This window comes from Lactobacillus sp. B4005, from assembly GCF_026536045.1.
GTDB lineage: Bacteria > Bacillota > Bacilli > Lactobacillales > Lactobacillaceae > Lactobacillus > Lactobacillus panisapium.
Genome location: NZ_JAFNOZ010000004.1, coordinates 77280 through 99220, shown reverse-complemented (window position 1 = coordinate 99220; position 21941 = coordinate 77280). Strand labels below are relative to the sequence as shown.

Annotated in this window: 17 protein-coding genes; 12 read left to right on the top strand and 5 right to left on the bottom strand. The window is 38.0% G+C overall.

The window, feature by feature from the left end; genetic code table 11:
- The first annotated feature begins 95 nt into the window (after positions 1-95).
- The 5 genes from J3U73_RS08525 (at position 96) to J3U73_RS08505 (ending at position 6033) form a co-directional block, all read left to right on the top strand.
- Entirely contained in the window at positions 96-968 is an 873-nt protein-coding gene (locus J3U73_RS08525; protein WP_267410193.1) for an ABC transporter ATP-binding protein, read from the top strand.
- A gap of 5 nt (positions 969-973) precedes the next feature.
- Positions 974-1732 carry an ABC transporter permease gene (locus tag J3U73_RS08520; RefSeq protein WP_267393703.1) on the top strand — a complete coding sequence of 253 codons (759 nt, stop codon included), beginning with the start codon at positions 974-976 and terminating at the stop codon, positions 1730-1732.
- A 15-nt stretch (positions 1733-1747) separates the two neighbouring features.
- The gene (locus J3U73_RS08515; RefSeq protein ID WP_267410169.1) at positions 1748-2512 is read left to right on the top strand and encodes an ABC transporter permease; all 765 of its coding nucleotides are present in this window, start codon (positions 1748-1750) and stop codon (positions 2510-2512) included.
- A gap of 256 nt (positions 2513-2768) precedes the next feature.
- Positions 2769-3989 carry an MDR family MFS transporter gene (locus J3U73_RS08510; RefSeq protein WP_220268593.1) on the top strand — a complete coding sequence of 407 codons (1221 nt, stop codon included), beginning with the start codon at positions 2769-2771 and terminating at the stop codon, positions 3987-3989.
- Between the two features lie 94 nt (positions 3990-4083).
- Complete coding sequence (locus J3U73_RS08505) at positions 4084-6033, top strand: M13 family metallopeptidase (RefSeq protein WP_267410168.1); 1950 nt, start codon at positions 4084-4086, stop codon at positions 6031-6033.
- Between the two features lie 179 nt (positions 6034-6212).
- Here the strand turns inward: J3U73_RS08505 and J3U73_RS08500 are convergent, their stop codons facing one another.
- The 5 genes from J3U73_RS08500 to J3U73_RS08480 all read right to left on the bottom strand — a co-directional run bounded on the left by J3U73_RS08500 (position 6213) and on the right by J3U73_RS08480 (position 14486).
- Positions 6213-9440 carry a Cna B-type domain-containing protein gene (locus J3U73_RS08500; RefSeq protein WP_267410167.1) on the bottom strand — a complete coding sequence of 1076 codons (3228 nt, stop codon included), beginning with the start codon at positions 9438-9440 and terminating at the stop codon, positions 6213-6215.
- Positions 9441-9770: 330 nt separating this feature from the next.
- On the bottom strand, positions 9771-10406 hold the full coding sequence (locus J3U73_RS08495) for a TetR/AcrR family transcriptional regulator (RefSeq protein ID WP_267410166.1): 636 nt from the start codon (positions 10404-10406) through the stop codon (positions 9771-9773).
- A gap of 318 nt (positions 10407-10724) precedes the next feature.
- A complete protein-coding gene (locus J3U73_RS08490) occupies positions 10725-12761 on the bottom strand; it encodes a KUP/HAK/KT family potassium transporter (RefSeq protein ID WP_267410165.1) in 2037 nt (678 codons plus the stop codon).
- A 113-nt stretch (positions 12762-12874) separates the two neighbouring features.
- A complete protein-coding gene (locus tag J3U73_RS08485; RefSeq protein ID WP_267393711.1) occupies positions 12875-13309 on the bottom strand; it encodes a hypothetical protein in 435 nt (144 codons plus the stop codon).
- Positions 13310-13601: 292 nt separating this feature from the next.
- Positions 13602-14486, bottom strand: coding sequence for a hypothetical protein (locus tag J3U73_RS08480; protein WP_267410164.1), 885 nt, complete (start codon positions 14484-14486; stop codon positions 13602-13604).
- Between the two features lie 213 nt (positions 14487-14699).
- Here J3U73_RS08480 and J3U73_RS08475 point away from each other — a divergent pair, with 213 nt between their 5' ends.
- The 7 genes from J3U73_RS08475 to J3U73_RS08440 all read left to right on the top strand — a co-directional run bounded on the left by J3U73_RS08475 (position 14700) and on the right by J3U73_RS08440 (position 21845).
- A complete protein-coding gene (locus J3U73_RS08475; RefSeq protein WP_267393715.1) occupies positions 14700-14924 on the top strand; it encodes a DUF1659 domain-containing protein in 225 nt (74 codons plus the stop codon).
- 51 nt (positions 14925-14975) lie between these two features.
- Positions 14976-15260, top strand: coding sequence for a DUF2922 domain-containing protein (locus tag J3U73_RS08470; protein WP_267410163.1), 285 nt, complete (start codon positions 14976-14978; stop codon positions 15258-15260).
- Positions 15261-15729: 469 nt separating this feature from the next.
- Positions 15730-17640 (top strand): SLAP domain-containing protein, encoded by a 1911-nt coding sequence (locus J3U73_RS08465; protein WP_323848378.1) that lies wholly within the window; start codon positions 15730-15732, stop codon positions 17638-17640.
- A gap of 129 nt (positions 17641-17769) precedes the next feature.
- A complete protein-coding gene (locus tag J3U73_RS08455) occupies positions 17770-18606 on the top strand; it encodes a hypothetical protein (RefSeq protein WP_267410161.1) in 837 nt (278 codons plus the stop codon).
- 231 nt (positions 18607-18837) lie between these two features.
- The gene (locus J3U73_RS08450; protein ID WP_267410160.1) at positions 18838-19329 is read left to right on the top strand and encodes a sigma-70 family RNA polymerase sigma factor; all 492 of its coding nucleotides are present in this window, start codon (positions 18838-18840) and stop codon (positions 19327-19329) included.
- Between the two features lie 121 nt (positions 19330-19450).
- Positions 19451-20677: an SLAP domain-containing protein gene (locus tag J3U73_RS08445; RefSeq protein ID WP_220268583.1), complete on the top strand. Its 1227-nt coding sequence runs from the start codon at positions 19451-19453 to the stop codon at positions 20675-20677.
- A gap of 40 nt (positions 20678-20717) precedes the next feature.
- Positions 20718-21845 carry an SLAP domain-containing protein gene (locus J3U73_RS08440; protein ID WP_267410159.1) on the top strand — a complete coding sequence of 376 codons (1128 nt, stop codon included), beginning with the start codon at positions 20718-20720 and terminating at the stop codon, positions 21843-21845.
- The last annotated feature ends 96 nt before the right edge of the window (positions 21846-21941 follow it).

Below are 21941 nucleotides of genomic sequence, written 5' to 3'. Positions count from 1 at the left end.
AATACATAAATATTACACTATTTGATGCTTAATATTTAAAAGCTGGAGTTTCTTTTTAGAAAGTGACCAAGATTATGAAAACAGAATCTAAGACAATACTCAATATTGAAAATGTCAATACTTATATCGGAAAGACCAAGATCATTCACGATGCATCTTTTAGTATCAAGGCCGGCGAAATTGTAGGACTAATTGGTCCTAATGGAGCAGGTAAAACTACACTTATGAAAACCATTTTAGGACTAATGAAATTTACCGGTGCGATTACAATGAGTGGAAAAAAAGTAACAGAAAATGATCATCAGGCGCTAAGTAGTGTAGGAGCTTTGATTGAACACCCGGCAATCTATCCTTTTCTGACAGGCTATCAAAATCTTAAACTATATGCACATGAAAAAGAAGACTTGGACAACATCGTATCTGTTTTAGGAATGAACTCATACATTAATAACAAGTCAAAAGGCTATTCTTTAGGGATGAAACAGAAACTGGGCATTGCAATCGCATTGCTCAATCATCCTAAACTAGTTATTTTAGATGAACCAATGAATGGCCTAGATATTGAAGCCACGATTGGCGTGCGTAAACTTATCAAGCAGTATGCGGATCAGGGCACAGCATTTTTGATTTCTAGTCACGTTTTAAGTGAGCTGCAAAAGGTAATGACTAAAGTCGTTTTAATTAGTTCTGGCAAAATCATTGTTAACCAAGAAATTGAAAAGTTTAATGAGATTAGCCGGCGAAAATATAAGGTGATTACCGAAAATAATGAGGCGGCAATGCGCATCCTGCAAAATAATAGTATTGCCTATTCTCTGCAAGATGACTACTTAACTGTTAACAGCCAAGATATTTTTCAAATTCAAGACGAGCTGTTTGAACACCAGATTCACTTAGAAGAAATGGCCCCAATCGAAGCTAACTTTGAACAAATTGTTGTTAACATTTTGGACAAAGAAAGGGGTTAATCATCATGGGTAAAAGTTTAAAAGAAGAAGTTTATAAATTTAATCATGAAAAAATTTCCATTTATGGTTTGCTAGTGCTGCTATGTGCCATGCTATATAACATTCTGACCAGTAAGGCTTTAGACCGCAGGTTCTTAATCTATGGCTTTGATGCAATTGAGTGGATCCCGCTAATTATAATTACAGTTGGTTCGGCCTTTTTTGCGATGGAATATAAGAACAGAACGATTATGATGATGATGTATAAAAGTTCAAGTAAGCTAAAGATTTACTTAGCTAAGTTTTTGATCATTTTCTTTTACAGTATTGTTCTTGCTGTAGCGGCAATTCTTCTTACTTTTTTGTTTAGTTTTCTTTTTACTGGCCATAAATATGACTGGGTTGCCATTATTGACGGGCATTCATTAATTATTGACCTTTTGACTAATATGCTGGGGGCAATTATTTACTCCTTTTTTATTACCGGTTTATCTTTTATGCTGTGCATGTTAACCCGAAATAACGCGGCAGTAGTCTGCATCGGAATCGTTTTAGCCTTTTTTGGCGCAGGTTTTTCAAGTGCACTGATGCAGGCTTTTCCCAGTGCAGTAAGAATTATCAAATGGAATCCCCTGAGCATGATTTTTATATCACAGCAACTGACAAGGACATCGCTGATATCAACTTCGCACTTGCTAGATAGTGAACTAATTATTGCCAATATCGCTTATGGGTTGATCTTTGCAGTACTTGGTTATTATTTATTTAAAAACCGGCGCGTTTAGGAAGGAGGTTTTAAAATGACTTATAGTATTAAACAAGAACTCTATAAATTGACTCATCGTAAAATCACCTGGATTTCGGCCATCTTGTTATTGTTTCTGATGATTTTTACAGGTTTTTCTTTGAGTGATGAAGTTAAAAAACTGTTATTGACACTAACCTTTGACTCCTCTGACTTTATCATGTTTATCTTGGTCATTGTTGGTGCAACTAGCTTTTCGATGGAATTTCAAAATAATGCTATCTTGACGCTTTTGTACAAATCAGCGAATAAGATTGAAGTTTATTTATCGAAATATCTTGCAATATTTATTTACGATATTTTTCTTCACGTTCTAGCTATTTTTTATACCATTGTTTTGCGTTACACAATCTTTAGATACAATGTAGATTGGAATACGATTTATCTCTATCATCAACCGGTTTGGATTAACATGCTTGCAACTTCTGCAATTGACCTAATCTCAACAATGTTAATTATTACGATTGTCTTCCTGCTGTCTTGCATAATTAATAACAATGCGATTGTCATTACAGTCAGCTTGTTGGTTACATTTATGGGACAGAGCATTTCTGCCAGTTTAATGAACAAACATATGCTAATTCGAGTGATGAAGTGGAATCCCTTTAACATGATTGACTTGACTAGACAATATGCCAATTACAGTATGTATGTATTGACGACGCATTTGAATAACCTACAAATTTTGCTTGGCTCCTTAATTTATATCATGATCTTTTTCATCATTGGCTATCTAATTTTTCGAAAAAAGCGCTTCTAGCATGTGATTGTAAAAGTTGCTTGGCCTTTTCAGACATAAGCTTTTTGAGAAAGTAATATATTTTTAAAAGTTAATTTTTATTAAAAGCAGGTCGCAAAAGATGATCTTGGTTCTGAACTGAGTATCATCTTTTTTTGTGCGTAAAAAAGTCAATATGCTTTTCACGTTAGTAGTAAGGTAAACTCGGGGGGTGTTCTTTTAGCGCACAACTTGTTAAACTGGTTAATGGAATTCAACTATAGAAAGGACTGAATAAATGAAACTTAAACATGGATCAAATAATGAAACAGAAGTTAAGTTGCGCTGGCTGCTGTTAGGGGAGCTAGCAACATGGATTGGGTCAAGCTTTGTTTGGCCCCTCACTTCGGTCTATCTAAATAAGCAATTGCACATCAGTCTATCAGTAATTGGACTGGTATTATTTTGCAATTGTGCAAGTAACGTACTAGGCTCTTTTATAGCTGGGCGTTTATATGATCGCTGTAACCCTTATCCACTGATTGTTGCTGGTCTGGGGACTGATGCACTAGTCTTATTTTTTATGGCCTTTTTCCACGGTTGGCCAGCATATTGGATTTGGCTAATTATCACCGGCTTTGTTAGTGGCTGGAACGGCACAATGATTAACTCAATTGCAACGAGTTTGCGTAATTACTCGGGTCGATATGTTTTCAACTTAATTTACTTCGCTCAAAATGTCGGTACAGTAACGGGAACTTTACTTGTTGGTTATCTTTATGATTTTTCGATAGAATTTTTATTCTTACTGGCCGCATCACTATTTGCAATTGCCTGCATTAACGCGGCGATTCACTATCGGCCAATTATTAACTTTCATAAACAGCGTCAACTTAAAAAAGCTGAAGTTGGAGAAAAGCAAAAGGCGGAGCCAATGCCTAAGCATAATATGATGTTGATGGTTGGTTTTCTTGTTTCGTTAGCGGTAACGTGGCTGATGTATATGAACTGGGAATCCAACCTTTCCGTTTATATGGTGTCATTAGGGATCCCGTTCCATTTATACAGTTTGTTATGGACGTTAAACGGTGCAATTATTGTTACAGTGCAGGTTATCCTAGCTAGATTCCCTCATCTGTTTAAAAATTTATTCCAACAAATTATTTTTGGAACAATAATGTTCGCAATCTCCTTTGCAACACTTATTTTTGCCCGTGATTTTGCCCATTTTGCCTTGTCGATGGTTATTCTAACATTAGGCGAAGCAACTGCTTTTCCGGCTGTTCCGGCTTACATCAATGATTTATCACCAATCAGCAGTAAGGGTAAGTATCAAGGTGAAATTAATGTTGCTCGTGGGATTGGCCAGGCCTTTGGTCCATTATTTGGCGGAATGGTTATTGATCGAGCTGGGTATATCCCATTCTTTATCATTGCTGCTACGGGGATCTTTTTAATGGTTCTGTTGTTAATCCCACTTCATGCAAAACTACGTAAATATATCAAACTTTTTAAGTAATTTTGTAAAAGCTTTTTAATATCTGCTGCTTGCTTAAAATGATAATATTAATTTAGTCTAATTTTAATTTTAATAAAAAGGAAGGACTCTTTTGATGAATAAATTTTTTGCAGTTCGCGGCGGTGGCGGCAACATCATTGAACCCAAGGTTGGTACAAGACCTCAGGACAACCTTTACTTAGCCGTTAACTCAGAATGGCTTGAAAAAACAAAAATTCCTGAAGATCGCTCAAGAATGGCAGCTTTTGATGGTATTGATGTGAACGTTGAAAAGCTCTTGATGAAAGATTTTGCTGAATTTGCTTCTGGTAAAAAAGAGGTACCAGATGTGCCTAATCTAGATGAAGCGGTCAAGCTTTATCAACTTGCATGTGATTTTGATAAGCGTAACAGCGACGGTGCTGAACCAATTGAGTCTGACTTAGCCTTGCTTGATAGTATCAAGGATTTCTCTGATTTTAACCTTAATGCACCTGATCTCTCAACTTTTGCATCATTGCCATTTGTTTTTGATGTTGAACCAGATTTAAAAAATGCGAAAATTAACGGCTTAAACTTTTCTGGTCCTGGTACTTTTCTACCTGACACTTCAACTTATCAAACAGATGATGCTGCAAGTTTGCTTGCTATTTTGCAAAAACAGTCAGTTAAGTTGCTCGAAATGGCGGGGATATATACCAAGAAAGCAGAGGAATACGCAGAAAATGCGATTAAATATGATGCTAAGCTTGCAAAGGTAGTTAAGTCCTCAGAAGAATGGGCAGACTATCCAGCTTGCTACAACCCAATGAGTATTGCCGACTTTAAGGCTAAATTTGGTAAATTCCAGATTTCTTATTATTTAAAAGAAATTATTGGCGAAGAGCCTGAACAAATTATTGTTCAGGAGCCACGCTATTTAGATCACTTTGCTGAATTAGTAAATGAAGATAATTTTGCCGAAATTAAAGGCTGGATGATTGTCAACTTTATTAATGACGTTGCGTCAACATTATCGCAAGAATTCCGTGAAGCTGCATTTCCATTCAGTCAAGCATTATCAGGTCAACCAAAGCTGACTAGTGGCGAAAAGCAAGCATACCACATTGCTAATGACACTTTCAGTGAAGTCGTTGGTGTTTACTATGGTAAGACTTACTTTGGTGAGGATGCCAAAAAAGACGTAGAAGACATGATTGACCGGATGTTGACGGTTTACAAGGATCGTCTACGTAATAATAATTGGTTATCTGAAGCAACTAGAAAACAAGCCGTTACTAAAGTTGAAGCTTTGGAACTAAAAATTGGTTATCCAGATAAGGTTGAAGAAATTTACAACCGCTTGAAGGTTATTCCAGCAAGCAAGGGTGGCAGCCTTTATTCAAACGAACGTGCATTTGCTTTGGAAGAGCAAAAGTACAATATTGAACAGTTACATAAAGAAGTTGATCGCTCAATCTGGGCAATGCCGGGCAACTTGGTTAATGCTTGTTATGATCCTACTAGAAACGACCTAACTTTCCCTGCAGCTATCTTGCAGGCACCATTTTATGACTTGAAGCAAGACAGAGCTACTAACTTTGGTGGAATTGGTACTGTGATTGCTCACGAAGTATCTCATGCTTTTGACAACAATGGTGCAAAATTTGATGAGATTGGCAACATGAAGAATTGGTGGACTGATGAAGATTACGCTGAATTCAAGAAGCGTACTCAAGCTGAGATCGATTTGTTCGATGGCATTCAATATGGACCTGTTACCATTAATGGTAAGCAGGTCGTTTCGGAAAATATTGCCGATCAAGGTGGCTTAACCGCCGCGGTTGAAGCAGCTAAGAATGAAAATGATGATCTTAAGAAGTTGTTTGAAAACTTTGCCCGGATTTGGGCCAACAAGCAAATGATTGAAGCAATTAAGAGTCAAACTGCTGTTGATGTGCATGCGCCGGGTCCATTACGTGCTAATGTACAATCACAATGTCAGGATGAATTTTACCAAGTCTTTGACGTTAAGCCTGAAGACGGTATGTGGCTTGATCCTGATAAACGTGTTCATATTTGGTAATTAGTTTTTAATATAAAAAAGAAGCACTTCTCTGACAAGGGGAAGTACTTTTTGGATTGAAAAAAGTTATTTTTAGGCTTTTCATATTTATAGTAATTATTCGATCATCTGATGTAAGTATCGTTTTATCGAGTAACAAAAATGCCCGAAGATAAGGCCATCCTCTGGATGATCTTATTTTATTTTCTTTTATTAAATTTAAATACGTACAAGCAACAGGCAATAAGCAGTAATAAGAAGCCAATCAGCACGATGCTTATTTCGATAACTCTTCCTGTATTTGGTAGATGATCTTCTTGTTCTTTTTGTTTAGGCTCTGGTGTCGGTACTTTTTCTTTTGCAGATTGCTCAGGCTGTATAGGTGTTACTGTTGGCCAAGTGGGAATGATGGGATTAATAGGTGGAAAGTTGCCATCATCGGTTGGTGGAAGGGGCAGAGTATTGCTTGCGTCATTATTACTATTTTGGTAGGTATTAGTAATAATGAAGGTCTTGCCATTTGTCGAACTGGTACTTGAACGGTATCCAACCGGAACATCTGATTCTTTGACTGTGTATTCAACTAACTTGCCATTTAAATATTCTGGCATTTTTTCCCAACGATAAATCCATAAGTTTTCTTGGTTTAATTCAATCGGTTCAGTTACTTTTTGGTCGTTTTGGAAAAGCTGTACAGTAATTTTGTTCGGTCGCTTTCGATCTTTGTTATTGTCGTCGTTCCAGATTTTTGCGACAGTTAGTGTTATCGTTGCTGGGGTATGGCTATTAGTAATAATCACATTGCCAGAATTGGTATCATTAACTTGACTAGTATAGCCTGCGGGAACCGTTACTTCTTTTACGCTATACTGAATTTTTTGACCATGAGTACTTACAGCTAAATTTTGCCAAGTATGGGTCCATTGATTATTATCATTCAAAGTGATGGGTTCACCTTGCTTTTGATTATCAGCTAAAAGTTGCACGGTTACGTTACTTGGCCGAAGATTATCTTGATTAGAATTATCCTGCCAATTTTTCGTTACCGTTAAGCTGGTTTTATTTGGAGAATATGTATTAATCACGTCGAAGCCCTTAATCTCTGTACTGTAGTCTGCTACGCTATCTTCTGCAATTGTGTAAATAATTTCATTCCCATTATCAAGCAAAGGCAGATTATCAAATTCATATTTCCAGCCAGTGGCGGCCGTTACTTTTTTAGTGGCCTTAATCGTACCATTTGCTAATAGATGAACTGTTACTTCACTAGGTCGTGCTTTATTAGCATCATGATTATCTTGCCACAACTTTTGTCCCCTGATAGTTTTGGTTCCAATGTAAGTATTAATGATGTCGAAACCTTCAATTTGCTTTTGATAGTTTGTTGGAACCTCCTCTTCATCAATGGAATATAGGTATTGCCTACCATTACTATCATATTTTTCGACATCTTTAAATTCATAAGTCCAATTGTTATCCTGATTAACTTCTTGTGCGTTAACCCATTCTCTTTCCTCGTTAGCAGCAGTTTGCCGGTATAAGTGCACCATAACGAAATTTGATCGTTCGTCATACCGATTATTGTTATCGTGCCATATTTTCTTGCCAGTAATGGTTAGCTGTGAGTTTAATTTATTGGTTAAAATGCCGTCATCGAATTTAGAAGTATATCCGGTAACATTGTCCTTAATTTCATAAGTGTAAAAATAACCATGGTTGTCTTGAACATCTAAATTTTTAAATTCGCCTAGCCAAGGATCATTTTTGTCCTTCCCGGGGAAAACTTTCTGGCTGGCGATCGGAGTTGGTGGCTGCACTTCTTGATTATTTTCATCTTTAGTACTTTGATATAGGGTTGCCGTGATACTTTTAGGTCTCGTGTTAAATAAATCATTAAAGTCTTCCCAGACTTTGAGAAACGGCAAGTCACGCTGTTCAACTGTCGTGTTGACTTCGTTAGAATTTTTGACAAAGGTTTTATTTTCAGAAGTTATTTTAGCAGTGGCAGCATTCGTGTAGGAATAAAAATTTTCTCTGATAGCAGTTTGGGGTTTACTTAGATCTATTTGAACAGTAAATTCAATGCGGTAAGAGTTGTAATAAAACCCAGGACTAGCTAAGAAATCTTTTTTTGCCGAAACCGTATAATGATTATTTTCATTGTCAATATTAAAGTCTTCAGTGATATCTTGTTCGGAATCATCGTAGACTTTCACTTGCTTTACTTTTAGATTGGGATTGATCTGATCATCAATTGTAAAGTCATTATAATAGTATTCGGGATATTCATCTGGAACAGTTTGGTAGATAGAGTATTTAAACGGCTCATTGAAATTAAACAGACTATTAAATTCCTGATTGATTTCATCCGTGTCGGTCACTTTCTTGGTCGGAGCATCGGGTTCCGTTCGCGCGATTTTTTTAGCAGTAAAACCTAAAAACTCACCATTTCCTAAGTCGGCATCTGGTGATATGTTTGAATAGTCCTTGCCCCACTTGAATCTGACTTCGCTCACGTTATCAAATAGGGTGGTAAACATTGCTAATTTATCATCATCATCTGTGTCTTTAGCTGACGAAGCAAAAAAAGTTGTCCCAAATGGGTCTTCGTTTGAATACTGGATTTCATTATCCTTCAAAACGTAAATGTGGGTAATCTTGTTAATTGCCTGTTGATCGAAGGTTATGTATTGGAGCTGATCAATGTCATACCAAGTCATAAAGGTACTAGACAGCTGTGCCTTTTCACCATTTTGATATTCGAGCTTCCACGTTTGATCGACCCAGTTAAACTTCTGAGTCGAGGTACCAATCGTATTTGTGCGGTATTTTATCAAACCATTTTTAGTTGAAAATTGGGACCAGTCATTGACTATAATTCGCAAGTTAATAATCTGGCCGTCGTAAGTTCCGACGTTTTTATATAGGACGCCAATTTTACCTTTTTGATCCGCATGACTTGCACCAACGAAGCCGACTTCGTTACTCGCAACAGCAGTCCAACCTTGACCAAAGGTTTCAACAGTCGTTTTTCCGGGAATAAACTTTAATGCAAAAGAGCCAGGAATTGTCATACCCTCGCTTGGTACAATTGTCTTTTCATATTTAGCGACTGGCTGCCCTTTAAAGGACCGCGAACCGGATCCTTTTTTTAGATTACTGGTTTTTGGGTGATCAGTATCAGCTTTCTTTGCATCCTGATCTTCGGTATCATTTTTGTTGCTGGTTGGCTGATTATTTTCAGCTGTTTTATCTGGTTGCCCTTGTTGATTTTGATCAACTGGCTGTGATGTCATAGTTTGATAACGTTCTCCTTGTTCTGTCTGGGCAGAACTTTGTGCGGGAAAATTGCAAATTACGATGGTTAATACACCAAATACTGATAGAAATTGTATAAACTTGTTGAGAAAAATTTTTTCTAGCTTCATGTTCTTTATCCTTCTTTTTAACAAGCCGGCAGCCTGCCTCTATTTTAGCAAAAAAGTATAAAAAAACAAACTAAGATTATTTGAACATGAATAGTAAAAATTATTCTAATAATCTTAATGAGCGTAGCTAAGCGCCCAGTTATCTTTCCTTCAAGTTCAGGCTTTAGTTAAATTATTAGTAAAAGTTCTAGGCAAAAAACAATTCATAATTAAATAGCAGTAGTGATTGTATTAAAAAAACTGGAAAAATGCGTTGATTGAAACGCTATTTTTTCAGTTTGTGCGGTTAGAGGATTTGTACCCCAAATTGTTGATTAAATTGGTTAGGTTTTATTGCTTGATTTTTAGCCAAATTTCCTTTAATGCTTGTCCAAGCTTATCATCGATTAAGGGAATTCCTAAGTTCCTGAGCAAGTTATCTAAATAAGTAATTCTCTCTTCAATGTCGTCTTTTGGTTGCTGATAAAAGTTTGGATTAAACCAGATATTCAAGGTAAAGGAAAGAAGCTCCGCCGTATGAATGGGGTCCTTGACGTTAACTGAACCGTCTTTGTTACCATTTAGAATTAAATGATAGTATAGGGGAGTTGTTTTTTCGGAAAGCTGTTTTAAAAAGATCGATAGAAACTCTGGCACAATCATCAGCTGAAAGAATAATAGCTTTTGGGAATTTTGGTTGATGTCAGTTAGCGCTTGATAAATCCATTCATGCACATTTTCTAAAGTAGTGCGTTGTGAATTATTTAGTATTTTTTGTTGCCGTTTCATGCCATCTTCAAATAGATATTCTGGTAAAGCATACAGAATATCTTCTTTTTTTGGAAAAAAGTAATAAAGCCCACCACGGGATAAATTTCCAGCCCTTAATCTAATATCATTAGTAGAAGTGTTGCTATAGCCTTTTTCTGCAAACAAGTCTAAAGCACTATCAAGGATTAACTTGCGTGTTTTATTTGGATCTTTCAAAATGATAGACCAACTTTCTATATTAAATTCTGCTGAACCGAAGCCCTGCAAGTAGATAAAATTTACAGCTACTTTCGCTTTTCAGCGCTATTATAACATATTAAAATTTAGCCACTGAATTTGTGTTGAATGAAGATGCACAGCAATTTTAGAAAGCTTGCTAATGATACAGTTGGATAGGGCAACGACTGCAGCTTAATTAGAGATAAGACACTGTGAGAACGGTAAAATTTGCATTTTCAATGGCAAGCACTAACGTCTAAATTATCGAAGATACATAAAAAGGACTGGAGAAGTTAATCTCTAGTCCTTTTCAATTTAATTATTATCAATTTCCTGGTCTTTTAAATGAGAGTAGTCGCGTGGGGCAACTCGTCTAATATGTAGGTTTTTCTTTGGTCGACCCAGAATTAGAGGTACTTGCTCGACTACCGTATCTGTGAATTCAAGGCCAAACCATGAAGCAGGGTTGGATGAAAGATTTTGCAACCAAATGCGTGCCTTCAAAATCCATTTTTCAAAGCCCTTGAGTTTAGTGAGCGGACTAACAACCTCATTAACGATGACAAATGAGAAATCGCCCACTTTGCGCCCAGGAGTGGTCGTGTATTCTTGCGGCTGCGCCTCGATTGTGCCGTCTTTAATCAAATCCTGTACAATCTGCCGTAAGTAGACGTTAACACTGGTTTGCTTTTTAAAACCTAAGAACAGTTGAACGTTGATGACATTTTTGGTCCCATACGTATTAACAGCGTATCTGGCCGTAAATGGCTCATTCGTAATGTTGACGGAAACGAACCAATAGGCAGCAGCACGTTTTGGCCGTTTATCCAAAATTGAATAGAGAATCTCGCGCTTAATGAACTTATTGTACTTAACTTTCGCCATGTAGACTAGGTTAGTGGCATAGGTCGGGTAATCATCATCGTGACTTAGGTCTGTCAGCATATCAGTATATTCATCTAACCGGACATAAGTGCTTGCTCCTTCATGCTTATCGCGAACCCGGTTGCCAAAGTACCAGATAAACATAATAACACCGATAAAGCCCGCAATTAAGACGGTAACATAACCGCCGTGCATAAACTTGGTCAAGCTGGAGACAAGGAACATGCCTTCAATAAAGCCGAAAATTACTAAAAAACAGAGGCGTAATAATAGTGGTCTGTTTTTGGAACCTAGATACTCGAATAAGAGCAAAGTAGTCATCAGCATTGTGACCGTGATGGAAAGACCATAGGCTGCTTCCATATGTTCTGAGGTTCTAAAGAAAATAACAATAGCAATTGTTGCCACGCAGATCATTTTGTTAACAGATGGGATATAAATTTGACCATGCTCGGTTGTTGGATAATTAATTTTCATCCGTGGCAAAAACTTCAGACCGCTGGCTTCGGAAACAAGCGTGAATGAACCAGTGATTAAGGCTTGTGATGCAATAATTGCCGCAATTGTCGCCAAAATAATTGCGAACAATCGCAGATCAGTTGGAACAGTTTCAAAGAACGGATTGAGTTCAGTACCGTGAGCTTGGTAGTGCGGATTTTGTAAAATCCATACGCCTTGGCCGAGATAGTTTAATGACAGGCAGAGAAAGACATATGGCCATGAACCACGAATGTTGCCTTTGCCGACATGACCGACATCGGAATATAGGGCTTCGGCACCAGTTGTTGCCAGGAAAATAGAGCCAAGAATAAAAATACCGGCCTTGTTAGCTGGGCTAAATAAGATCTTGATTGCCCAAACTGGGTTAAGAGCTTCAAGGATTGACCAATCATTGGCCATATTCAAGACGCCGATTATCCCTAAAAAGGTGAACCAGACAAACATGATTGGTCCAAATGCTTTCCCAATGCTGCTAGTTCCGAGCATCTGAATCGAGAATAGTACCAGCAAAATTGCGATTGTAATAATAATGACGGAATTTTGGTTGGGCACCGGGATGCTAGAACCAAAACGCATATTTTTCAACCCTTCGATTGAGGTCGTAACCGTTACGGCTGGGGTTAGCGTTCCGTCAGCCAGCAGTGCGGCTCCTCCGATTAATGCCGGCATTACCAGCCATTTAGCCCGTTTACGAACTAAAGCATACAGGGCGAAGATCCCGCCTTCACCACGGTTGGTTGCTCTTAACGCAATCAGCACGTACTTGACAGTCGTCAGCAATGTGACTGTCCAAAAAATTAAAGAAATTGAACCCAAAATCAATTCACGGTTAACGTTAGCTATTCCGCCGTTACCGTTCACGATTGACTTCATTACGTAGAGTGGACTAGTTCCGATATCCCCGTAAACGATTCCGATCGTGATTAGCAGACCAGCTGCCGAAATCCGTTTCTTTTTCTGATTCATAGTAATCTCGTACTCCCATAGATTTATTAATATTTTAAAGTAAAAAAGAATGTCAATTGGCATTCTCTTTTAAGTATCTATTTTGTTCTTTTTTTAATAATAGTACAAGTAAATTATGATAAAGAAGTAGAAATATTATCACGCCGATTTTCATACCAATTATCCCAGTCTTTGTATGAAGTCATCTTTTCAGGCTCAACTTTGTCCTGCTTAACAATCTCATCAACAATACTTTGGAAGTTATTTGCATGGTATTGCAGAGCGTGCTTAATTAATTCTCTCCGACCAAAATTAATGTTATCAATCACGTAGTGGTTAATATCAACCATGTTTGAATTGACATCATACATGTTCATGATTTCCAAGTCGCGTTGATTAAATTTAGCAATATAGAAGTCGGTGAAAACCTTCAAATAATCTGGTTGCTCGTCAAACTCTTCATCGGGCATAGTAGTCCATTCAGCATCTGGCATGACAACCTTAAGGTCTTCATTTTCTTGTTCTTGTTCATTATCTTGCTCTTTGATATTATTTTCTTTTTCAGTCAAAGCAGACACTCCTTTATTAAAAATAGGAAACATGAAAGTCAATAGTCATTTTACAGAGTTTAAACTGTAAAAGCAACTATTATAACGATTTGTACATAAATAGTAAATCTTTTTGCTCGTTTAGCTAGGAAAATTATAGCATCTTTTGTAGCACCGATTAAAGTGTGGGGCGGTATGCTCAAATAAAAAATCGTCCCGCCAGTTAATGGCAATAGACGATTTTAAAATTAAGTTATGTAAGTGCCAGTAAAAGCAACAACTTATTAATTTTTTGAAGAAAGCTACATGAATGTTAATTACGCGGTTTAAGGTAATCTGCGACATCAGATTTGGTAATCTTAGATGGTTTACTGCGGCCAGATTTGCGGTAAAGGTCGATCAAATCCTGGGGACTAAACGACATTCCGTCATAACCAAGTTTAGTTACTCTTTTACGCAGTTGGCTAATTTGACTATTAGTAACCGTCTTACCGTGAACTTTATGGTCGCCCACAGCACCTTCACCGGTCTTGCCAGCATTACCAGTATCTTGATTTTGCTTTGCTGAGTTTGAGCTTGAGCGGTAACTTCTTGTTAAAGCACCAGCACCATTATCATTTTCGTCGGCAAGTTTCTTATTCTTATCAACGCCCTTTTTAGCCTGCTTCTTGTATTTAGCATAGTATTGACCGTTGATGTAAGGCAAATCTAACACCTTTTGGTACTGGTCAATTGCCTGCAGATATTGCTTATCATCTTCAGCTTGCTTGGCATTATCAAAAATCGGCTTGATCTCGTTTTCGTAGTTGTCTTGCACGTCTTTAATAGTAGATTTTAATTTGCGCCCCTGCTTAGTTAAGGTAGCGTAGCCATTATTTGCAGTAACTACATTATTGACGTTAGTCAGTGCATCATCGTACTTGCCATCTTTAGTTGCGCCAATTGCCGAAAGCATATTATCTGCTTGGCTCTTATAGGCTTTAGCCTGGGCAGTTTTCTTAATGCCGAGTGCTTTATCAAAGGCGCTGCTTGCCTTGGAATAATTCTTATCAGCAACTGCATCTTTACCTTGCTGCATTGCACTATTATATGAAGCATTAACTTGATTGCTATTGGATTTTTGCGTTGCGTAAAAGACGCCACCACCGATAGCAATAATTACTACTGCAACAATCGTCCAAATCGTAGATTTTTTCATAATCGGAATTTGTCCTCCTTATTAATATTCATATTAATTATAGATGGTTTAGGGTGTTTTGACTACTGAAGCACGTTTTTAAGGCATTAGAAACAACTTTTTTAGTAAATTTGTTACACTTTGGCGTTTCAATTCGTTAGTAATAGTGTAAGACATCTAGCGCGCGGATAGCTTACAGTAAGTTTTAGAGTTAACTAAGAAAGGCTACTGATAATGAGTTTCGAATTACTAGACCAATCAATCCAATATAGTTTTTACAATCCTAAATATGGTAAAGAAAAAACCAAGTCACGAATTTTTCGTAATCTGAAAAAAGGTGCCTCTGCTGCTGGACTTGCCAAGGTCGGGGATGCATTGGCAATGCTGCAAGGGGATGAGTTAATAGCGGCAACACTGATTCAGAAACAAGCAATTCCATTAATTAATGAAGGTAACTAAAGTTAATCGCAAATATGATCAAGTATAGGAAAGAAGAGAAAAATAGTTAAGATGGTAACCAGAACAAAGACCTTACAATTGGTATTTTTAAACGGCAAAGCTAAAAAGGTTAACTTAACCGTGCAAAGTGCGGCGGAAGACCTTGACTCAGAGACAGTTAAGACAGCGATGAAGACGATTGCGCAAGCAGATGCTTTTGCAAAAGAGGGGGTGGATCTTTATCAGGTTCCTCAGTCTGCTTCATATGTTGAACGAGTTGTTACTGACCTGTTCGATAATTCTGCAGCTGAATCTAAGCAGTTTGTGGCTGGTGGAAGTAATAGAGCGAATCATTAGTAAAATTAAGCAGCTATTTAATTAGCATAAAAAAGTTTAATGAAAAAGTCATCGCGTGGTGACTTTTTCGTTTTGTTATTATTTTGTAAAATTTTTGTTGTATAAAACAAGTTATTTGACATTATTGAAGCTCAAAAGCCCCCAATTAATTGATGTATTAGCGTTTAGCAATCATGCAAAAAATTACATTTTTAACGTGAAGCTGTAAGCGTTTATTACAAAAGTGTGTAAAATAACTCCGTGCCTTGCAATTTAAGACAAAGGTAGGTACAATATGAAATGTGGTAAGTAATAGCTATGCTTCAGGTTCGATTGCCTGTACGCATGCGCGTTCTTCAGCCTGAAAGCTACCTCATAAGAGTTATAAACTTATGAATTCGGCTTGAAGGATGTTGTAACAATGTAGGCTCAATCCGACTGAACCTATAGCCTATTACTATTTTGTATATACACAAGGAGGAAAGACCACATGAAGAAAAATTTAAGAATTGTTAGTGCTGCTGCAGCTGCATTATTAGCCGTTGCACCAGTTGCTGCATCTAGCGTATCAACAGTATTTGCTGATATCGATATGAACGGTCAAGGTGGTGTAGCTTCTAATGGTGCCAATGTTAAATTAGCACTAACTGTTAAGAACTCACTCAACCTAGTTAAAAATGATCCAGCTTCTAAATTGGCAGCTACTTTATCATATCCAGTTTTGCCAGCTGGCGCTCAGGTTACTACTGCAACGGCTTCAAAGACAGCAGACATCTATCGAGCTGATCAAGTAGAAGTAGCTACTACAGGTGATAACAAAGGTAGATTGAAGCCTAAAGCTGCAGACGCTACTGATTTACCAGCTGCTACTACGCAATTTACCGATGAGACCGCAAAATATGTAGCAGTTGCTCATATCACTATTATTGGTTTGAACAAAGATACAACATATAGTATTGACCTTGGTGGTACAAATGTTAGTGTTAAGCCTGACGCATCAGGTGTTATTGCTGACCTGGCTGTAATTAGTCAACCGTTTAGCTTGTCAGATGCAAAGCTTTCAGGTGCTCCATATTTGAGACTGAAACCTGTTGCAGCTAATGGTACTACACCAGAAGTTAAGGCAAAAGCTGTTGCTTCTGGTTCTGTAGATCTTACAAAATACACTACTGCTGCTCTCAATGATGAAATTACAAAGAAGTATGAGCCTGCAACTACTACTCAAGAAATCGCTGATACTGTAAGTGCTAGTGCAGCAGGTCAACCTGGTGATGGAATTGCTAAGTCTAGTTTCGTCGATTTGGATCAAGATGTAACTGATGCCTTGAAGGCAGCTGGTGTAACTGTTAAGAATGATGGAAGCTTTGACAAACCTGCTACTACCTTTACTGTTAATGTTAGATTACAGTCAAGTAACGGTCGTACTAATACTGTTCCAGTTGTTGTTGATCCAAATCCTACAAAGGGTGATTTTACTTATCCAGAAATTAGCTGGAAAGTAAATGGCACTAAGGTTCCTAAACCAGCTTATGGTTCAGGCAACACAATTGATTCAATAGACACAATTGATGGTTCATCATTCAACTATGTTCCTGTTAACGGAGTTGTTGATACTACTGCTATTAAGAATGCCTTTACAGTTCAAGTAAGTGGTACTGATAGGACTCCTCTTCCACTTAATGTTGATACAAGTAAGGTCAACACTAAAGTGGCAGGAAAATACCCAGTAGAAATCTCGGCAACTAATGCTGATAACAAGAAGACTACCAAGGTAACTTTCTACATTACTGTTGGTGCAAAGGGTGCTACTTACAAGACTGTTCAATCAGATGGTGACGTTCCAGTTTACAAGATTGAAGGTAACACTGTAACTGATACTAAGACTACTGTTAAGAACGGTGACCAAATTGCTGTCTTTGGTGACGCAATCAAAGTTGGCGACAAGTCATACACTCGGATTAACAGTGCTGATTCAAATCTTTACGTAGAAACTAAGTATGTTGACGGTTCATTCAAGCCTGCTGATAAGACTTCTAAGACTGTAATGCACAATGCTTACATCTACGACAAGGACCACAAACGTGTTGGTACTAACATGTTACGTGCTTACACTAAGGTTGATGTTCTTGGTGCAGCAACTAAGCTTGCTGATGGTAGCTTAGTTTACCAAATTGGTGACAACCAATACGTAATGGCTGATAACATTGATGGTACTGTTCGTACATTATCTCACAACGCTTACGTATACAAGACCAGCAAGAAACGTGCTGACAGCCGTGTATTACGCAAGGGTGCTAAGGTAACTACTTACGGTTCACCTTACACATTCAAGAATGGTAAGGCTTACTACCGTATCGGTGGCCCAAGCAAGCAATACGTTAAGGTTGCTAACTTTAACTAATTCTCATTAGTTAATTACAGGAAACGGAAACGACTATGTCGCTTCCGTTTTTTGTTTGCTTTTCTATGAAAGCGATAACTTTTAAGGTATAATCATATATATCAAAGCCAATAGAAAAGGAAACTAGCAATGAAAGAATGTGAGCATTACAATCTCCCGCAAGGTCAAGAATACCGTGTCTGGTCAAAAGCTATCCTGCGGCAGAAGGTGGGTCATGACCAGGTCTTAAATGATTATCTTGTCGAAGATGGGCATTACTCGATCAATCAAAAAACTTTGGCACTTTATGAATTTCAGCAACAGCCTTTGCTTGGAAAGTATAAAAGCGTCATCTTTGATATTCAGGCGGGTATTATTCTCAGCTATAACAGTACCCGGTCACTTTTCACTGCTTTTAGTAAGGAATGCTTATTAGCGGGACTAGAATTTCAGCGCGAATTTGCCCGTAAGATTAACCTTAAAAGTCATAATACGATTGCAACGGGCCGGTTGGCCTACTTTTCTACCCGAAGCTACAATTCAGGCAATATTGATTGGGTAGCCTTACATCAGATGGTTGCTTTTCAACCGCTTAATTTGTCGGCCGTTGCTTTCAAGACTGTTCCCTGTGCTGACTCTGATTATGTTTTTGCTTTTGACAATTGTAGTCGTTACATTAGTGAGCAAATTGACAACGGTTTGTTTTATAATCATGCCCTTTATCAGCTCGCATCTGTTCATTTGGAACGTATTTTGGGTTGGCACGTGACGGCAACTAAAGGAAAGTCACTAATTGATCAGCCAGAATACTTTCATCCACACGAGCCATTGACCAACCTTTCCTTAAAGCACATCTTGGTTAATTTACTAGATAAAAAACAACAGCGATATGGTCATTATTTGGCTAATTTTTATGAGTTTCCAAAATTAGTTGAATCTCACCGTATTATTAGGCAAATAAGTCAGAGACCAGATACGCTTTATTAAGAAGAGCCCAAATCGAATTCGATTTGGGCTTTTTTTTCATTTTTTTCAGCCATTACTCAGATTAAGAATGCGCTTACATATAAATAAAAATAATTATATTAGTTTAATAAGATAGCTATTATACTAACCCTGCTGCTCCCTTTTATTAGCTTTTTTATTTTGCGTCTAAATTGCTAATCTAAACATGCACAAGCGCTTGTGACACTCACAATAAAGGAAAAGGTCACAACAATGAAAATCAGTCAGCAAGCATTTATTACAGCATGGGAAAATCAAAAATTAGTTAGAGGCGCCATTAAGTGTGCTCACGTCAGTCAGGACTATACTAACTATGAAGACTTTCTGCAAGAAGGACTATTAATTTATGCGCAAATGCTAACCGAACAGGCTAATTTACCACGTAAAGAGGTCGATCGGCTCAGCTTTCGGAAGGTTCTCTGGCATACAGTTGACTTACTGCGCCAAGACAAGCGACATAATGAGCAGCAGACAAGTCTCGTAACTAGACAAGAAATTAGTCAAAGCAGTCATTGGGATAACCTAATTACGTTACAAAAAGAAGTCACCAAGATGTCAGCTTTAGATCAGCAGATTTTTGTGCAGCATTTACTATTGCAAGAACCAATTAGCCAGTTGGCTAGCGAGTTGAAGGTCAGCCGCGTTCAATTACAGCGCGTTAAAAAGAGCCTTTTGCAAAATCTGCGAGTAATTTTGGAACGTTAAATTACTACTTGTAACAAATGTCTGTCTATATTACTTTTTGACTACAAATAAACAGCATCTATTGTTTATCAGGCAATTGCTCGTTACAATAAAGATGTCGATTAAGGAGGAAATTATTTTTATGAAAAGAAGACTTATCACTGGTTTTTCAGCTGCAGTCCTTGCTGCATCGGCTGTTATTCCGGTTACCAACAACTTAATTGCCGCTTCGCCAGCGCGGGCTGAGAAGGTTTCAGCAGCGACAGTGAGTGAGACAACTTTTTTAAATACTGCTGTTAGCCAAGCACAAAAGGTTGCTAAGAAGTATGGCTTGTACCCATCTGTGATGATTGCTCAGGCAATTGTTGAATCGAATTGGGGTCAATCAGGCTTAGCGGTTAATGCTAATAATCTTTTTGGCATGAAAGCCGATGATAGCTGGGCAGGCGCTGTTTATTCCGCTAAGACGCGTGAAGAAGATAAGAATGGCAAGAGCTATTACGTGGTTGCTAAATTCAGAAAATACAACAATTACCAGGAATCATTCGATGACAATGGTAATAAATTGCGGAATGGCGTTTCTTGGCAACCCGACCGCTACCAAGGTGCGTGGCTTGAGAATGCCGCATCCTATACTGATGCAACTAAGGCCCTGACAGGTACTTATGCAACAGCTAATAATTACAATACGATTTTAAACACTAGAATAACCTCCAGCAATTTGACACAGTATGACCCGAAGATTTCCAACGCTTCGAAGTCTTATGTTGTTAAAAAATCAGGCGCAACTTATGCCTGGCCAACTGACCACTCAGTTTCTGCGAAGACTGACTCTGTTAACAAGGGTGATGCCGTCACTGTTACTAAGACAATTACCTTTTATAACGGCAGGAAGCGGATGTACATTTCCGGCAAGGGCTGGGTTAACGACACTTTACTAGATGCAGGCAGTGCATTGCCACCAGCTTCACAGGCTCCTAAGGGCGATGAGAAAGTCAACAAGACTTTGATGCATAACTCATTTGTCTATAATGATAAGGGCAAGCGCGTCAAGGGTATGAAGGCTCTTAAGTCAGGTGATGAAGGAAAGGTAATTGCCACTTATGGCACCAAAACAATCAACGGTAAAAAATATTACCGTATTGGCGAAGATCAATATATTGCATGTGGCAATATTGATGGTACCTTTAGAACTTTGAAGAAGAATGCCTTTGTTTATAATGATTACGGCAACCGTGACAATAAGAAGGTCATGAAGAAGAATAAATCAGTAGCAACTTATGGTGCTGTGATTAACATTTATGGTAAGAAATATTACCGCATTGGTATTCATCAATACATTAAAAAAGCTAACTTTAAAGCTGAATAATAGTTTTTAACAAATAGAAATGAGGAATGAACGTTTAGCAATGAAGATCAAGAAACTAATAACTACTATTGCTATCGGAGTAGGTTTAGTTGCTCCTGTTGTTAATATTAATCAGCCGCGTGCAGTTGAGGCGGCTTCAATCAATTCAATTGCCAAGCAAAATAGCTATGTTGGCGAAACTTACTTGTATAAAATGCTGCAAACAGCCAATATTAGGTACAATAAGTTTTATGCTAACGGCAATATTATTCGGTACAGAAAGGGTAAGCCAGAAGGAATCGTAATTCATGAGACCGCAACACCAAATGCTTCTGCTTACAATGAAGCCATTTACTTTAACCGTGAATGGATGAACATGTACTCATATGTCCACGCCTTTGTCGACAGCAAGCAAGTTATCCAAATGATGACGCCAAATTATGGTGTCTGGGGTGCTGGTGCTGTTGCCAACAACCGTTTTATTCAAATTGAACTATGTGAAGAAAATACGCGGGCAAACTTTGCTAAGAGTGTCAGCAATGATGCTATTTATGCTGCTAAGTTGCTTCATCGTTATGGCATTACGCCGGTTAATGCCTCCAATACTGGCCAAGGAACGATCTGGTCACACCACGCTGTGTCTCGCTTTTTAGGCGGAACCAATCATACTGATCCTGATGGTTATTTCGCTAAGTGGGGCTATTCAATGGATGACTTCTTTGCTTTACTGAAGTATTACTATAATTTACAAGCAGGAGACACTGCAGCAGAAGCCCCAACTGATCCTTCAGCTAGCGATTCAACTGCTGGTGACAATGTTTCGCAAGCACCAACAGGGAAGAAGACTTTGATGCACGATGCTTATGTTTACGATGAACAAGGCAATCGGACTAATGCGGAATTAAAGACTGCCGGAACGGATGTGACCGTTGCGCAAGAAAAGGTGATTAACGGCAGAAAGTACTTACAGATTGGTGAAAACCAATATGTCGTTGCAAGTAACATTCTGGGTACTGAACGAGTACTGTCTCATAATGCTTATATTTATGACACTACCGGTCTTCGCGCGGATAGTTCCAAGCTGTTGCGCGGTGCAAAAGTGCGGACTTATGGTGGCCGGGTTAACATCAACGGCTCCATGTATTACCCAATTAGCGCTACCCGCTTTGTTAAAGCAGCGAATTTCTAATTAAAATAGATTAAGTTCATGATCTTGGATCATGAACTTTTTTTATGCAAAAAAATAATGATCAGTCTAAGATAATGGTAAAAGCAGTGCTTTTAA

Coding starts and splice junctions, on each gene's coding strand:
- J3U73_RS08510 (WP_220268593.1), top strand. CDS start 2,769: ATGAAACTTAAACATGGATCAAATAATGAAACAGAAGTTAAGTTGCGC.
- J3U73_RS08450 (WP_267410160.1), top strand. CDS start 18,838: ATGAAAATCAGTCAGCAAGCATTTATTACAGCATGGGAAAATCAAAAA.
- J3U73_RS08520 (WP_267393703.1), top strand. CDS start 974: ATGGGTAAAAGTTTAAAAGAAGAAGTTTATAAATTTAATCATGAAAAA.
- J3U73_RS08440 (WP_267410159.1), top strand. CDS start 20,718: ATGAAGATCAAGAAACTAATAACTACTATTGCTATCGGAGTAGGTTTA.
- J3U73_RS08500 (WP_267410167.1), bottom strand. CDS start 9,440: ATGAAGCTAGAAAAAATTTTTCTCAACAAGTTTATACAATTTCTATCA.
- J3U73_RS08465 (WP_323848378.1), top strand. CDS start 15,730: ATGAAGAAAAATTTAAGAATTGTTAGTGCTGCTGCAGCTGCATTATTA.
- J3U73_RS08480 (WP_267410164.1), bottom strand. CDS start 14,486: ATGAAAAAATCTACGATTTGGACGATTGTTGCAGTAGTAATTATTGCT.
- J3U73_RS08490 (WP_267410165.1), bottom strand. CDS start 12,761: ATGAATCAGAAAAAGAAACGGATTTCGGCAGCTGGTCTGCTAATCACG.
- J3U73_RS08515 (WP_267410169.1), top strand. CDS start 1,748: ATGACTTATAGTATTAAACAAGAACTCTATAAATTGACTCATCGTAAA.
- J3U73_RS08445 (WP_220268583.1), top strand. CDS start 19,451: ATGAAAAGAAGACTTATCACTGGTTTTTCAGCTGCAGTCCTTGCTGCA.
- J3U73_RS08475 (WP_267393715.1), top strand. CDS start 14,700: ATGAGTTTCGAATTACTAGACCAATCAATCCAATATAGTTTTTACAAT.
- J3U73_RS08470 (WP_267410163.1), top strand. CDS start 14,976: ATGGTAACCAGAACAAAGACCTTACAATTGGTATTTTTAAACGGCAAA.
- J3U73_RS08455 (WP_267410161.1), top strand. CDS start 17,770: ATGAAAGAATGTGAGCATTACAATCTCCCGCAAGGTCAAGAATACCGT.
- J3U73_RS08505 (WP_267410168.1), top strand. CDS start 4,084: ATGAATAAATTTTTTGCAGTTCGCGGCGGTGGCGGCAACATCATTGAA.